Raw genomic sequence first — 15,034 nt, 5'->3', positions numbered from 1 at the left:
CGCAGTACTTGCTTGAAGAACTGCGGTGCTTTTGCGGATCTTAGTCCACCTCGGTGAACTTGCGGTCCCAGGAGGAGCGGACGGGGTTGGCATCGGCAAGCAGGATATCGAAGCGGTCATTAGCGATCTCAACGATTTCGCTGAGAGCAATGCGGTATTCCTGCGCATCGGAATTGGCCAGGCGCCGCACGCCGGCATCGATGACGCGCTCCACCGTGTCATTGGTATCCAAATAAGCCACAAACGGCATGCCAAAGCGCTCGCGGTAGGCGGCGGACAGCTCGGTAATGCGCTCGGTTTGCACGTCGTCAAGCTCGCTGAGTCCCAGCGAGCCGCGGTCGGCGGAAATATTCGCCGCCTCATCGGCCGAGGCCAAAAGCAGCTCGTCCATCGCGGGGTAGTCGTGGATGAGCGCATCGCGGCGTTCAGCATCCGCGGTCAGCACGGCAACCTGGATGGCGGCGCGCAGCTCGTTGACATCGCTAAACGGCCGGGACTGCCAGGCCAGATCCAGCGGCCAGGTCTCATTATTAAAGAGCGGGCGCAGCGCGGCGGTGAACTCCTCGCGCGAGGCCTCGTTCAGCTCGTTGAGGCTCACGCCCTTGCCATCGGCGCGCGAGACCTGTGCGCTCGCGCTGCCGGTGTGGAAGAACAACAAGTTGAGCAGGATGGCGGTAATCGCGCCGATGGACATGCCAGAAGAGACGAAGGTCTGCGCCCACTCCGGGAAGGCAGTGGCAACCTCCGGCTTGAAGGTCACCAGCATGGCCAGGCCCAGGGCGGAGGTGACGATGACGGAGTTGCGGCCATCGCTGAGATCCGACTTTGCGATGGTCTGCAGGCCCACCCACGCCACGTTGGCAAAAAGCGCGAGCGATGCGCCGCCGAGCACCGGCGACGGAATCGCGGCAACCACCGCGCCGGCCTTCGGCAACAGGCCCAGCACGATCATGAACCCCGCAGCCGCTACGGCCACCCAGCGCGATTTCACATTGGTCAGGCGCACCAGGCCCACGTTTTGCGCAAAGCAGGTATAGGGGAAGGAATTCATGACGCCGCCCACTAGGGTGGAAACGCCATCGGCGCGGATGGCGCGCACCACGTCATCGCGGCGGATGCGCTTTTTGACGATTTCACCGGTGGCAAACACATCGCCGGTCGTTTCCACCATCGTGATGATCATGACGATAATCAGCGAGAAGATCGCCACGAGGTCAAATTGCGGCATGCCGAAATAAAACGGCGTCGTAATGCCGAGGGCGGGGGAGGAGGAGACTTCGCTAAAGGAGGCATCGCCAAGCGCGAGCGCCACGCCCGTGCCCAGGACCAAGCCGATGAGCACCGCCAACGTGCCCACGAAGCCGGAGGAAAAACGCTGCACCATAATGATGACCGCGAGCGTGCCAAAGCCATAGAGCAAATCGCGCGTGGCCGGCACACCCTCGGCATAATTGACAAAGTCATTGGCCGATACCGCCAGCAGTGAGGTACCCATCACCAGCAGCACTGAACCGGTAACCACCGGCGGGAAGAAGCGCAGCACCTTGCCAAAGACCGGCGCGGCGAAGAAGGTAAAAAGGCCCGCGACGATGATGGCGCCGTAAATCGTGGGCAGCGATGCCACCCCGCCCTCGCCGTCGGTGGCACCCAGCCCAATCGCGATGATGGGCGATACCGCCGTCGTCGTCACGCCCTGCACGATGGGCAGGCGCACGCCAATATGCTTGCCGATGCCCACCGACTGAATGATCGTTGCAATGCCGCAGGTCAAAAGGTCTGCATTGATGAGGTGGATGGTAGTTTCCGCGTCCAGGTTTAACGAGCTGGCGATGAGCAGCGGGACGATGACCGCCCCGGCATAAAACGCGAGGACGTGCTGCAGCCCAAGGGCGGCGAGTTTCGGCGCGGGGGGAACGATGTCTACGGGGTGCTTGGGCTGGGACGCCACGAAGTCCTCCTTGTTACGGAAGCGAAGCTGACCGCCTTAACAGTAGAGGTACACGCAGGTCGGCGCCAAAGTGTACGTGAGCAAAGCCACGATCGGGGCTAGATTGCCCCCGAACAAAAACGTACGGGTGGTTTATATGAATCGGGTAACCAGCAAAGTATGACGACCGGTTTATAACTGGTGCTCAAAGGGAAGTTTACGGTTGTTAATTTCGCGAATCGAGCCGACAATTAAGAGGTGACGGGGCTTGATGCTGCGGGAAGAAAAAGGCGGCATGCGCCCCGGGAAATTTGACCCAGAAGAAGGGAATTATGACTACCGCAACTAAGCCCCAGCAGTATCAAGGGTGGGAAGGTTTTGCGCCCGGCCCTTGGACCGAGGGCATCAACGTCCGCGATTTCATCCAGCGCAATTACACGCCTTATAACGGCGACTCCAGCTTCCTCGCTGGCCCCACCGATAAGACGCTACGCGTGTGGGACACCCTGGAAAAGGACTACCTGTCAGTCGAGCGCGAAAAGCGCATTTACGATGTCGATACGCACACCCCGACCGATATCGATGCCTTCCCGGCCGGTTACATCTCAGAAGACGATGACGTCATCGTCGGCCTGCAAACCGATACACCGCTCAAGCGCGCCATGATGCCGTTCGGCGGCTGGCGCATGGTGAAGCAGGCCATCGGCGAGGCGGGCAAAGAGGTTGATCCCGAGGTGGAGAAGATCTTCACCCGCTACCGCAAGACCCACAATGATGCGGTCTTCGATATCTACACCCCGCGCATCCGCGCCGCCCGTTCATCACACATCATCACCGGCCTGCCCGATGCCTATGGCCGCGGCCGCATCATCGGCGATTACCGCCGCGTGGCGCTGTACGGCGTGGACTATCTCATCCAGGAAAAGATTGAGGCCCGCGATGCCATTGCCGATGCCGGCTTTTCCGAGCACTGGGCCCGCTACCGCGAGGAGCACTCCGAGCAGATCAAGGCCCTGAAGAAGCTCAAGGCGATGGCCGAGTCCTACGGTTTTGACATCTCCGAGCCGGCGCGCACCGCCCACGAGGCCGTGCAGTGGACCTACTTTGGCTACCTCGCCTCCATCAAGTCCCAGGACGGCGCAGCCATGTCCATCGGCCGCCTGTCCGCATTCTTCGACTGCTACTTCGAGCGCGATTTGGCCGCTGGCATCATCACCGAGGAACAGGCACAGGAAATCATCGACGCGCTCGTGCTGAAGCTGCGCATCGTCCGCTTCCTGCGCACCATCGACTATGACCAGATTTTCTCCGGCGATCCGTACTGGGCCACCTGGTCCGATGCCGGCTTCGGCAGCGACGGCCGCCACATGGTCACCAAGACCTCCTTCCGCCTCCTGCAGACCCTGATCAACCTGGGTCCATCACCGGAGCCGAATATCACCATTTTCTGGGATCCGGAGCTGCCTGCAGGCTACAAGGAATTCTGCGCGCACATCTCCATTGAAACCTCCTCCATCCAGTACGAGTCTGATCGCCAGATTCGCGACGAGTGGGGCGATGACGCTGCGATTGCCTGCTGCGTGTCCCCGATGGAAGTGGGCAAGCAGATGCAGTTCTTCGGCGCCCGAGTCAATGCCGCCAAGGCCCTGCTCTACGCCATGAACGGCGGCCGGGATGAGGTCTCCGGCAAGCAAGTCGTTGAAGGCTACGAGCCGATTCAAGGCGATGGCCCGTTGGATTTCGACGAGGTCTGGCAAAAGTACGAGGAGATGCTGGACTGGGTGGTTGGCACCTACGTCGAGGCGCTAAACATCATCCACTACTCGCACGATAAGTACGCCTACGAGGCCGTGGAAATGGCGCTGCATGATTCCAATATCATCCGCTCCATGGGCTGCGGCATCGCGGGGCTTTCCATCGTCGCCGATTCGCTATCCGCCATCAAGTACGCCAAGGTCACCCCGGTCCGGGATGAGACCGGCCTGATTACGGATTACATCACCGAAGGCGAATTCCCGTTCTACGGCAACGACGACGACCGCGCTGATGACATCGCCGCCACCATCGTGCACACCGTGATGGAGAAAATTAAGGCCATCCCGATGTACCGCAATGCCATCCCCACCCAGTCCGTGCTGACCATTACCTCCAACGTGGTCTACGGCAAGGCAACAGGCTCCTTCCCGTCGGGCCACAAGGCCGGCACCCCCTTCTCCCCGGGCGCTAACCCCGAAAACGGCGCGGATAACCACGGCATGGTTGCCTCCATGCTGTCGGTGGGCAAGTTGGATTACAAGGATGCCCTGGACGGCATCTCGCTGACCAATACCATCACCCCGTCCGGTTTGGGCCGCACCCCAGAAGAGCGCATCACCAACTTGGTGGGCGTGCTGGATGCCGGCTTCATCATGGAACAATAAGAATCACGACAAGGAGAACCATCATGGCAACCCCAACCTTTGCAGAACGCCTTTCAGACATGAAGGCCAGCCGCGACGAGCACAAGATGAACTCTGGCCTGTACCACGCCAATATCAACGTGCTGGACAAGTCCACGCTGGAAGATGCCGTCGAGCACCCAGAGAAATACCCGAACCTCACCGTTCGCGTCTCTGGCTATGCGGTCAACTTCGTCAAGCTCACCAAGGAGCAGCAGCTTGACGTCATCTCCCGCACCTTCCACCAGGGTTCATAATCATGGCTGATGGCATTACTGGTGTGGTCACCCTGTCGCCGGAATCCGGCGAGCGCGTTCGCGGTGTTGCCGCGGGCCTGGGAACCGACCACGAACTCGATGAGATTACCCGCCCCGAGCTAATGGAGGCGCGCCGCACCGGCGATATCGCCCTCGTGCACTCTTGGGAGCTGGTAACCGCCGTCGACGGCCCGGGCACCCGCATGACCATGTTCATGTCCGGCTGCCCCCTGCGCTGCCAGTATTGCCATAACCCGGACACCATGGAGATGAAGACCGGCACCTTGGAGCGGGTCGACGATGTGGTCAAACGCATCAAGCGCTATAAGCCCATCTTCCAAGCTTCCGGTGGCGGCCTGACCATCTCCGGTGGTGAGCCCCTCTTCCAAATTGCGTTTACCCGGCGTGTGCTCAAGGAAGTCCACGACGCCGGCATCCACACCACAATCGATACCTCTGGGTTCTTGGGCTCGCGCCTGCGCGATGAGGACCTAGACAATATCGACCTGGTCCTGCTGGACGTGAAGTCGGGCGACGAGGAAACCTATCAGCGCGTAACGAGGCGCCAGCTGCAGCCCACGCTCGATTTTGGCGACCGCCTCAACGCGATAGGCAAGCCGGTGTGGATTCGCTTCGTCGTCGTGCCGGGCCTGACGGATTCGGCCGAGAACGTCGAAAACGTCGCCTCCATCGTGGCGCGGTGGAAGTCCAATGTGGAGCGCGTCGAGGTCTTGCCCTTCCACAATATGGGTAAGGACAAGTGGGAGGGGCTCGATATGACCTACCACTTGGCAGATACCAAGCCGCCAAAGCCGGAAGACGTGGAAAAAGTCCGCGACGTTTTCCACGCGAAGGGTCTGGAGGTTTACTAACCTGGGTGGGCATGACTCACTACCGCCGCTTCGGCCACGATATTATTGAACACACCCTGGAAGTCCCGTGGGATTATGACAATCCGCGCGGGACTTTTGCTCTCTATGCCCGCGAAATCATCCCGCCAGGCGGCGAGGACTTGCCGGCGCTGCTGTACCTGCAGGGAGGCCCAGGTTTTCCGGCCCCGCGGCCGGTGAAACCGACGGGGCTTATCGGCAAGGCGCTCGAGCGCTACCGCGTCATCCTCCTCGATCAGCGCGGCACGGGGCGCTCGCACCGCATCGATAGGCTAAGCCCCGCAGAAGAGCGCAGCGCCGAGCACCTGGCCTTATTGCACCAGGACAGTATCGTGCGCGATGCCGAGCGCCTCCGCGAACACCTGGGGCTTGAGACCTGGTCCCTGTTCGGCCAATCCTTCGGCGGCTTTTGCATCACTGCGTACCTGTCTCAGGCTCCTGAGTCCGTCAAGCACGCGTTTTTCACCGGTGGCATCCCCACGCTGCAGGGCGCGGATCACCTTTACCGCGCGACTTTTAGCAAGCTCAAGGCCCGCCAGGAGCGCTTCTACCGAGAGTTCCCCTGGGTGCAGCGCCGCATCGAGGAAATCATCGCCCACCTCGATAATTCCGACGAGCGCCTGCACACCGGCGAGCGGCTGTCCTCGCTGCGTTTTCGCACCATCGGCACCGATCTGGGGCGGGGCACCGGCTTCGACGGCCTGGCTTACCTCCTGGAAGAGCCCTTCCGCACCGTGCGGGGAGAGAAGGTGCTGCGGGATGATTTCCTGTGGGGCATCGGCGAGCGCGTGAGCTTTGCGGAGGCGCCGCTTTATGCGGCGATCCACGAGTCCATTTATGCCGGCAGCGGCGGGCAGGCGTCGACGCAGTGGTCGGCGCACCGCGTGCGCGAGGAGTTCCCGGAGTTTGCCGAGTCCGGCACCTGGCTGACCGGCGAGCATATTTCCCCGTGGCAGTTCGACGAGGACCCGGCGCTGCAGGCCTTCAAGGAGGGTGCGCACGGCTTGGCGGAGCGGGAATTTAGTGCGCCTTATGCGCTTGCCGATGCCCCCACCACCGCCGCCGCCATCTACCTCGACGATATCTTCGTTCCCCTGGAGGAATCTTTGGCCACCGCCGCGCACTTGGGCGATCTGCGGCCGTGGGTGACGAATGAGTACCAGCACAATGGCATCGGCGAGAACGGCGCGGAGGTGATGGGCAAGCTCTTTGCGCTTATCGATGACCACTAGCGAACGCTTTCCGCCTGTGCGAAAATTAATTTCACATACGTAGTTAGGGAGAGGAAATGTTGAGCTTAATCATCATCGGTATCATCATCTTGCTGATTCTCGCCACCGTATTTGATGGCTATTACATCGTGCGTACCCGCGAGGCGGCCATCTTGGAGCGTTTGGGTAAATTCCAGACGGTCGCCCACGCGGGCTTGCACTTCAAGATGCCCTGGATCGACCGCGTGCGCGATAAGATTTCGCTGCAGGTGCGCCAGCTAGACGTGATGGTAGAAACCAAGACGAAGGATAATGTCTTCGTCCAAATCCCGGTCGCGGTGCAGTACGAGGTCGTAGAGGGCCGCGAGCGCGAGGCCTTTTATATGCTCTCCAACCACGAGCAGCAGATCGTGGCCTATGTGCAAGATAATGTGCGCTCGTCGGTGGCGAATATGGGCTTGGACGAGTCTTTTTCCTCCAAGGACACCATCGCGCAGAACGTGGCGGCCTCGCTGCGGGATAATATGGCCGAATACGGCTGGAACTTCGTCAATACGCTGGTAACCGATATTCGCCCGGATTCCCGCGTGCGCGAGTCCATGAACTCCATTAACGCGGCGCAGCGCGAGCGCGAGGCGGCCATCGCCCAGGCGGAGGCGGAAAAAATCCGCGTGGTCAAAGAAGCCGAGGGTGCCGCGGAGGCAAAGAAGCTGCAGGGTAGGGGTGTTGCCGAGCAGCGCAAGGAGATTGTAGAGGGCATCGCCCAGCAGTACGAGCTACTGCGCGATGCCGGGGTCCAGGAATCCCCCGAGGTCCTCATGCTGGTATCGCAGTACCTCGACGCGATGGTCGATGTCTCGAATAACGGCCGAGCCTCCGTGCTCTACATGCCGTCCAATCCGCAGGGCATGGGCGACCTGTTCAGCGGCATGCGCGACGTGCTCATGGCGGACCGCGCCCTGGATGAGTCAGCCGGGCGATAGGAGCCTACCTGCGCCGCAGGAGGAGGACCAGCCCCAGGAGGACGGGGACGCCGCCTATGATGATGAGGTAGGTCGTTTCGGCAGATGCCGAGGTAGGGTCGTACAGCTGCGACATCGAACCAGCCAGCGAGGTGCCGATGGCCATGGTGAGGAAGTACAGCGCGGAAAAGCGGGTGGCATATGCCCGCGGGGCGTGGGCGGCGGATGCGGCCATGCCCACCGGGCCGATGAAGAGCTCGCCGAGCGACATGAACAAGATGGTGCCCGCTAGCACCAGGAACGGCGTGGAATTTTCCCCGCCTCCCACAAAGGGCAGTAGGAGGAACATGCCTGCGCCGGCGAAGATGATGCCGCAACCCATGAGCGCGCGCCGCGAGTTGGCCCAGCGCGTCATGCCCGCGGCCAAGGGTAGCGAGAGCAGGAGGATGAATAGCGGGTTGAGCGATTGCGTCCACGCCGGCGGGATTTCGAATCCCCCGATGGATCGGTTGAGGCGCTGATCCGAGTAGACCGCGAGGACTCCGTAGATTTGCGGTTGCAGGGTCCAGTAGGCCGTTGAGCAAGCGAAAAGCGGAATAAAATCCAGGATGCGGCGTCGCTCGTCTGCGCTAATCTGCGGGGATCGCAGCATGCTGGCAAAAAGCCCCGCCGCGGCCGCCACCGTGGCGATAAGAAGCAGCACCGTCAGCGTTGCTGGAGAAACGGTGATAATGAGCAGCACGCCGGCTAGGAGCGCCGCCAGCGCGACCAGCCCCGCCTTGCCTGGGGCCTGGGTGGGGTGAGGCGGGCGCGATGGCACATCTATCTTTTTCCGCAGCGCGCCGTAGGTGGCACACCCGCAGCACATGAGCACCGCTGCGGCGAAGAATCCGGCGTGGTAGCCGTATTCCTCGGCTAGCCAGCCTGTCAACATGGGGCCAAAAAGCGCGCCGACATTGATGCCGAGGTAGAAAATCTGAAAGGCCCCGTCGCGCGCGCCGGCCTCGGCGGGGAAGGCGGCGCCCAGAATCGTTATCGCGGCGGTCTTGAGCAGCCCCGAGCCAAGCGCGAGCGGCAAGAGCCCGATGATGAGCCCAGCGGTGCCGGGGATAAACGAAAGGGCAAAGTGTCCGCACACCAACAGCCCAGCGCCGGTAAGCAAGGTGCGCTCGGCGCCCAAGAGGCGGTCGCTGACCCAGCCGCCCACAAACGTGAAAAGATAGAGCAGGCTGCCGTAGGCGCCGACGAGCGCGGTGGCCTGCGTTTGCTCCATGCCGAGCCCGCCGGAGGTGGAGTAGAGGTAGTACGCGAGGATGGCTTGCATGCCATAAAAGCTGAAGCGCTCCCACATTTCGATGCCCGCAACCGCCGGCAAAACCACGGGTACGCGGCGAATTGAACGCCGTTCAAGAACTTTCATAAAAAGGACTATAGCGGCCGACAGTGTGTGCTAGATCTAATTTGGTGGATATTTCTACTAACGACATAGCTACAATCGATGCCCACCACATCTGGCACCCCTACGCCGAGCCCGGCGCGCCCACGCGCGTCGTGGAGTCGGCTGCGGGAGTCCACCTCACGCTTGCCGATGGCCCCCACCTCATCGACGCCATGTCCTCCTGGTGGGCCGCCGCCCACGGCCACAGCCATCCGCGGCTCACCGCTGCCGCCAAGGAGCAGATCGATCGCATGAGCCACGTGATGTTCGGCGGGCTCACGCACGAGCCGGCGGCGCGGCTGACGGCCAATCTCATGGAGCTTACGTGTCACGACTTCGCGCAGGTCTTTTATGCGGACTCGGGATCGGTCTCGGTAGAGGTCGCCATCAAGATGGCTCTGCAATACCAGCAGGGGATCGGCCACCCGGAGCGCACCAAGATGCTGACCTGGCGCTCGGGTTATCACGGCGATACCTTTGCCGCGATGAGCGTGTGCGATCCCGATGGCGGCATGCACTCGATGTGGACCGGCACCCTGGCGCAGCAGGTTTTCGCCCCAGCACCGCCCACGCGCGGGGCGAGCGAGAAGGCGCGCGCGGATTACCTACGCGAGCTGGAAGGCTGCATTACGAACGAAGTCGCAGCCTTGATCATCGAGCCCGTCGTCCAAGGCGCCGGCGGCATGCGCTTCCACGACCACGAGCTGGTGCGCGGGGCGCGCGAAATCTGCGACCGCCACGGAATCGTGCTGATCGCGGATGAAATAGCCACGGGTTTTGGGCGCACCGGGGACCTCTTTACCACCCAGGCGGCGGGAGTGGTGCCGGATATCATGTGCGTGGGTAAGGCGATGACCGGCGGTTTCATGACGATGGCCGCCACGCTCGCCACCGCCCGGGTTGCCGAGGGTATGCACCCACGCGCGCTGATGCACGGCCCGACCTTTATGGCCAACCCGCTGGCCTGCGCGGTATCTGCCGAGGCGACCTCCATGATCCTGGAGGGAAGGTGGCGGGGGCAGGTTGCGGGCATCGAGAAGCAGCTGCGCGCCGGGCTTTCCGGGCTAGAGGACGAGCCGGGCGTGGCGGACGTGCGGGTGCTGGGGGCTATCGGCGTGGTGGAGATGGAGCGCGACGTCGATATGTCAGGTGCTACGGACGCGGCGGTGGACCAAGGCGTGTGGCTGCGCCCGTTCGGCCGCCTTATCTACACCATGCCGCCTTTTATCAGTACCGAAGACGAGGTCGCGCAGATTTGCCGCGGTGTGCGCGCTGCGGTAGGAGGAGGAAAGCGATGATTATCTTTGTCACCGGCACCAATACCGACGTGGGAAAGACGGTGGCCACGGCGGTGCTCGCCAGCGCCCTTGCCCAGAGTGGGCGCGAGGTCGTCTATGCCAAGCCCCTGCAGACCGGCGAGCCGGGCAATAGCGGCGATGCGGCGACGGTGCGGGCCCTGGCCGGGGTCGAGGTCACGGAGATGGTGCGTTTTCCCGAGCCGCTGGCACCGAACCTTTCGGCGCGCCGGGCCCGCATGACTCCGCCGAGCAAAGAGGAACTCTGGGACTGGATCGCAGGGTTGGACGCACCAGGCCGGGTGGTGCTGGTGGAAGGTGCCGGCGGCCTGCTGGTGCGTTTGGCAGACGACTACACGCTTGCCGATGTCGCCACCAACCTCCTCATTGTCACCTCCCTCGGTCTTGGCAGCCTCAACGCCGCCGAGCTCACCGTCCGCGAGGCGCAGCGGCGCAGGATTAACGTGATGGGGCTTATCGGCGGCAGTTTGCCCGCGAGGCCGGATCTGGCGACGCGGTTGAACGTGGACGAGCTTCCTGCGGTCACGGGCTGCCGGTTGTGGGGCAGCGTGCAGGAGGGGGCCGGAGCGCTGGGCCGGGAGGACTTCGCCCGGATGACCCGAGAGCTCTTTCCCGGTGATGTGTGTGCGGAGTTGCTTGCGCACGCCGAGTAGCGCTACCTCGATGAGGCAGCGCTAGCGGACCCAGCGGACCTTGCCGTTTACCCGGGCAAGGCGGCCGCGCAGGGGAGGGGCGTTCGGATCGTCTTGGTTCACCCCGTTGTGGTACGGGCAGCACACGGTGAGGTTGTCCGCGTTGGTCATCCCGCCGTGCTTCCACGCCTGCAGGTGGTGGATTTGAGACTTATCCGCCGGGTGATTGCACGGCGGCCACGGGCAGGTGGGGTTTTCGGCGGCGGCCATCAGCCGCTGTTTTCCGAGGCGAACCGCGAGGTCCGATACAGGTTGACCGGGCCCTTCACTGGGTGGATAAGCGTGGCTAGCCCGTGTTCGCTAAAGGTGCGCTCGACGAGCTGCGCGCCGGTAATGGTCGAGCCGTTGGTGAGCCGAAGCGTGACCTCGTCGCCATCGCCTTCCAGTATTTGATCCAGTGCGTTGAGCGGGATAATCACGTTCGTCGTGGTCTGTACCGTGGCAGCGCCCTCGCCGCGGAGGAGTTCGCGGAAGGATGCGAGTGGGTTATCGGGGTCGAGGGCGGAATCGAGATCCGCGAGGAAGGACGAGGGCGCAGTAATGCGCATCGTCCACGGGCCATCCGGGCGGCGCAGGAGTTGTACGCCCTCGCGCGGCGGCCGGCGGCGCGGGCGCCATTCGCGCAGGCGTTTTTTAGCGAGCTGGGCAATCTCGGAGGCCGGTCCGTGTTGCCGGCACAGCTCTACGCGCAGGTTCCACGCGGCGCGCTTGGTGGCAGCACGGGTGGCGTACTTCTCGATGAGCTTCAGGGTCACCAAATCGTGGTGGCGCGCGCCCGCGGCGGCAAGGCGCTGCTTGCGGCTAAAGGAAGTGGTGCCGAAATAAACCTCTGCCAGCGCGAGCAGCTCGCGGGCCTCGACATCCGGCAATCCGAGCTCGATGAGGTCGCTCTCAGGCATGCCGTGGGCCTCGGCGAGGATATCCATCGCCGAGGAAATCTGGGTGGCATAGGCCTGCAGTGCGTTCATGCCTGCAAATCTAGGCGCGCGCTACCGCAGTACCAATCGGGCGCGGCGCCCACCTGTGGATAACTTGTATAAACGTCTACAAAGTTATCCCGCGGCCACCGCAAAAAGATACGAAATCAACATGCGCTTTAGCTCCATGACCACGGAATCGAACTTGTCTGGTTCGCCCGAAATAGCGTAATTGAGCAGAGAAACCACGGTGTGGATAAGGAAGCGCGCCAGCTCAATGCGTTGCGCATCGCTGTGCTCGGTGGCCAGCGGGCGGAGGATCTCGGCGAGCGGCTCCAAGAGCTGCAGCTCGGTATCGGCGGCCGTAGCCCGTGTCGCCGGGGTGGATTGGATGGCGTGCCAAACGGCGCGCCGGGAAGGATCCTCGCGCCACATCCGCGCCAAGTGGTCGATGAATTCATCCAAGACATCCGGCCACTGCGGGGCCGGCACGAGGCGCGAAAAGCGCTCGATTTCGGCCAGGCTGGTGGCAGTATCTTGCCGGTCGAGCTCGCAGATGAACACGTATTTATTGGCAAAGAACTGATACAGCGTGCCGATCGGGACCCCAGCACGGTGGGCGACTTCATCGAAGGTGAAGGATTCAAAGCCGACATCGACAAGCACGGCGCGCGCCGCCTGCACGATGCGAGCAAAGCGCTCCCGGCTGCGCGCCTGCGCTGGCCGGCGCCGCGGGACGAGGATTTCCTCCACCGGCTTACTCGAGGCCCTTCATCACGCGCGCGACGTGCCCGGTGGCCTTCACGTTGTAGTGGGTCTGGCCGATGGTGCCATCCGGCTCCACGAGGAAGGTAGAACGGATAACGCCCTGGACCACCTTGCCGTAGTTCTTCTTCTCCCCGAAGGCGCCATACGCAGTCATGACGGACTTATCTGGATCAGAAAGCAGCGGGAAGTTGAGATCGTGGTCATCGCGGAACTTCGCCAGCGCCTCGGGCTTATCGGGGGAGATGCCCACCACCGCGATATTGAGCTCATTGAGTTCTTCTAGTGAATCGCGAAAATCGCAGGCTTCCTTGGTGCAGCCTGGGGTATTGGCGCGCGGGTAGAAGTACACCAGCACGCGCTGGCCTGCGTAATCGGAAAGGGAAACGGTGTTGCCGGTGGCATCGGCAAGCGAAAAAGCGGGGGCGGTATCTCCTACGTTCAAACGAGTTTCAGTCATGGACCCCACTTTACGTGCTCCCCAGCCTGCGCGGTGGAGACCCTGCACGGTAAGATAAGCTCGTTAAGAGCGAAACTTAAGCTAAGAGGAGAATTCCGTGGCACGCAATATTGAAGATATTCAACGCGATATCGAACGCACCCGGCGCCAGCTGGCTAGCACCCTGGATGAAATTGCGGATCGCAGCAAGCCGCAAAACCTCGTCGATGACGCCAAGGATGCCGCCACCGAAAAGTTGCAGGACCGCAACGTGCAGCTGGTACTCGGTGGCGTCGGCGCCGCCGTCGTTGGGCTGATTGCCTTTTCTGTGTTCCGCTCGCGTCGCCGCAAGAGCGACCTGAAGGAATTGCAGCGCCTGCTGTCTGAGCGCCACTAATTTTCCCCGCCTTACCCCCACGCGCGCCGTGGGGGCTTTTTTCGTATGCTAGGTCGCGATGAAAACTCCAATTCCTTTTTATTTGCAGGAAATTTTGACTCGGGTGCGAGGAAATCGCAGCGGCGCGGTGGCGGACTATATTCCCGAGCTCGCGAAGGCGGAACCGGACTACCTCGGCGTGGCCATCTGCACCACGACGGGGCATGTGTATTCCGCCGGCGATGCTGAGGTGGAATTCACCCTGCAGTCCGTGTCGAAGCCTTTTGCGTATGCCCTAGCGCTGCAGGAGCTCGGTTTGGATGCGGTGCGCGAGATCGTCGGCATGGAACCGTCCGGCGAGGCCTTCAATGAGCTTTCGCTCAACCGCGATGATCACCGGCCGGTGAATCCGATGATTAATGCGGGCGCGATCGCGGTAACGCAGCTAATTAATGGCGTGGATTCGGATCCGGCCGAGCGCGTGGAACAGCTGCGCACCTACTTTTCGCGGCTGGCGGGCCGCGAGCTGAAACTCGATGAAAAGGTGCGCGATTCCGAGCTGCAGGTCTCTGATAGGAACCTGTCTTTGGCGCACATGCTGCGCAATTACGACATCATCCAGGACGAGGCCCACGATGCGGTTTCGACCTACGTGGAGCAGTGCTCGATTAAGGTCACGGTGCGCGACCTCGCCGTGATGTCTGCCACCTTGGCCAATGGTGGCACGCAGCCGGTGACGGGGGAGAAGATCCTCGATGCCGATGTCTGCCGCCTGACGCTTTCTGTCATGAGCTCTGCGGGCATGTACGACGGCGCTGGGCGATGGATGGCCGAGGTCGGAATCCCAGCGAAATCCGGCGTTTCGGGCGGCCTGCTGGGAACCCTGCCCGGCCAATTGGGGGTCGCGACCTTCTCGCCGCGGCTTAATAAGGAGGGCAATTCCGTCCGCGGAGTGGATGCCTTGACCTTGCTGTCGAAGGATATGGGGCTGCACTTGATGTCCACGGATGAGCGCTACGGCGTGCACCCCGTGCGCAGGATGGAGACCGAGGACGACCTCACGGTGATCTTCCTGCAGGGCCTTATCAACTTCAACGCGGCGGAGACCATCTTGCATCAGCTCACCGAATGCGAATTTGGTGAGGGCACGGTGGTGCTGGAGCTATCCCATATCACCGGATCCAACCGGATGGGCCGGCGCATGCTGAAGGAAGGCCTCCGGCGCATCCGCGAGGCTGGTTTCGATATCGCCATCGTGGATCCGGACGGCGAATTGGAGGACCGTACCATGGCGGACGGCACTGAGGTGCCCAAGGGTGAGCCGGAAGATTACGCAATCGCCGAGGAGGTAGTTTAGGTTTGGTTCACCTTACTTGGTTAAGCTAGGATAAGCTCGCACTTATCCT

General features: G+C 62.2%; 13 protein-coding genes and 1 pseudogene. 9 read left to right on the top strand and 5 right to left on the bottom strand.

Translation table 11 applies throughout. The features are described 5' to 3' along the window. Nucleotides 1-40 precede the first annotated feature (40 nt). Complete coding sequence (locus tag ACLI1Q_RS09795; RefSeq protein ID WP_126319689.1) at nt 41-1,948, bottom strand: solute carrier family 23 protein; 1,908 nt, start codon at nt 1,946-1,948, stop codon at nt 41-43. A 311-nt stretch (nt 1,949-2,259) separates the two neighbouring features. Between ACLI1Q_RS09795 and pflB the strand changes: the two genes are divergently transcribed. Genes pflB through ACLI1Q_RS09770 form a run of 5 tightly spaced genes read left to right on the top strand, consistent with a single transcriptional unit; the run spans nt 2,260 to nt 7,706 of the window. After that, nucleotides 2,260-4,347 (top strand): formate C-acetyltransferase, encoded by a 2,088-nt coding sequence (gene pflB, locus ACLI1Q_RS09790; protein ID WP_255716699.1) that lies wholly within the window; start codon nt 2,260-2,262, stop codon nt 4,345-4,347. A gap of 23 nt (nt 4,348-4,370) precedes the next feature. Further along, the gene (gene grcA2, locus ACLI1Q_RS09785) at nt 4,371-4,622 is read left to right on the top strand and encodes an autonomous glycyl radical cofactor GrcA2 (RefSeq protein ID WP_255716700.1); all 252 of its coding nucleotides are present in this window, start codon (nt 4,371-4,373) and stop codon (nt 4,620-4,622) included. A 2-nt stretch (nt 4,623-4,624) separates the two neighbouring features. After that, nucleotides 4,625-5,494 carry a pyruvate formate-lyase-activating protein gene (gene pflA / locus ACLI1Q_RS09780; RefSeq protein WP_284849544.1) on the top strand — a complete coding sequence of 290 codons (870 nt, stop codon included), beginning with the start codon at nt 4,625-4,627 and terminating at the stop codon, nt 5,492-5,494. A gap of 11 nt (nt 5,495-5,505) precedes the next feature. After that, complete coding sequence (locus ACLI1Q_RS09775) at nt 5,506-6,744, top strand: alpha/beta fold hydrolase (protein WP_239269896.1); 1,239 nt, start codon at nt 5,506-5,508, stop codon at nt 6,742-6,744. A gap of 56 nt (nt 6,745-6,800) precedes the next feature. Next, on the top strand, nt 6,801-7,706 hold the full coding sequence (locus tag ACLI1Q_RS09770) for an SPFH domain-containing protein (protein ID WP_239269895.1): 906 nt from the start codon (nt 6,801-6,803) through the stop codon (nt 7,704-7,706). 4 nt (nt 7,707-7,710) lie between these two features. Here the strand turns inward: ACLI1Q_RS09770 and ACLI1Q_RS09765 are convergent, their stop codons facing one another. Next, the gene (locus ACLI1Q_RS09765) at nt 7,711-9,105 is read right to left on the bottom strand and encodes a peptide MFS transporter (protein ID WP_284849545.1); all 1,395 of its coding nucleotides are present in this window, start codon (nt 9,103-9,105) and stop codon (nt 7,711-7,713) included. Nucleotides 9,106-9,146: 41 nt separating this feature from the next. Between ACLI1Q_RS09765 and ACLI1Q_RS09760 the strand changes: the two genes are divergently transcribed. Together ACLI1Q_RS09760 and bioD are read left to right on the top strand one after the other, a co-directional pair. Then, nucleotides 9,147-10,421, top strand: coding sequence for an adenosylmethionine--8-amino-7-oxononanoate transaminase (locus ACLI1Q_RS09760; RefSeq protein WP_239269919.1), 1,275 nt, complete (start codon nt 9,147-9,149; stop codon nt 10,419-10,421). Beyond that, entirely contained in the window at nt 10,418-11,092 is a 675-nt protein-coding gene (gene bioD / locus ACLI1Q_RS09755; RefSeq protein ID WP_284849546.1) for a dethiobiotin synthase, read from the top strand. Before ACLI1Q_RS09760 ends, bioD begins: the two co-directional genes overlap by 4 nt. Nucleotides 11,093-11,113: 21 nt before the next feature. Here bioD and ACLI1Q_RS09750 read toward each other — a convergent pair. The 3 genes and pseudogenes from ACLI1Q_RS09750 to bcp all read right to left on the bottom strand — a co-directional run bounded on the left by ACLI1Q_RS09750 (nt 11,114) and on the right by bcp (nt 13,273). Then, a pseudogene (locus ACLI1Q_RS09750) lies at nt 11,114-12,099 on the bottom strand (HNH endonuclease signature motif containing protein). An 84-nt stretch (nt 12,100-12,183) separates the two neighbouring features. Beyond that, the gene (locus ACLI1Q_RS09745) at nt 12,184-12,801 is read right to left on the bottom strand and encodes a TetR/AcrR family transcriptional regulator (protein WP_411696977.1); all 618 of its coding nucleotides are present in this window, start codon (nt 12,799-12,801) and stop codon (nt 12,184-12,186) included. A gap of 4 nt (nt 12,802-12,805) precedes the next feature. After that, on the bottom strand, nt 12,806-13,273 hold the full coding sequence (bcp, locus tag ACLI1Q_RS09740) for a thioredoxin-dependent thiol peroxidase (protein WP_239269890.1): 468 nt from the start codon (nt 13,271-13,273) through the stop codon (nt 12,806-12,808). A gap of 97 nt (nt 13,274-13,370) precedes the next feature. On the opposite strand from bcp, the gene ACLI1Q_RS09735 reads away from it, so the two are divergent. Together ACLI1Q_RS09735 and ACLI1Q_RS09730 are read left to right on the top strand one after the other, a co-directional pair. Further along, complete coding sequence (locus tag ACLI1Q_RS09735) at nt 13,371-13,649, top strand: DUF3618 domain-containing protein (protein WP_239269889.1); 279 nt, start codon at nt 13,371-13,373, stop codon at nt 13,647-13,649. Between the two features lie 58 nt (nt 13,650-13,707). Continuing rightward, complete coding sequence (locus ACLI1Q_RS09730) at nt 13,708-14,985, top strand: glutaminase (RefSeq protein WP_239269888.1); 1,278 nt, start codon at nt 13,708-13,710, stop codon at nt 14,983-14,985. Nucleotides 14,986-15,034 lie beyond the last annotated feature (49 nt).

Origin of the sequence: Corynebacterium limaceinasi (assembly GCF_046717465.1) — a bacterium.
Classification (GTDB): Bacteria; Actinomycetota; Actinomycetes; order Mycobacteriales; family Mycobacteriaceae; genus Corynebacterium.
This window is presented reverse-complemented; position numbering and strand designations above follow the sequence as displayed.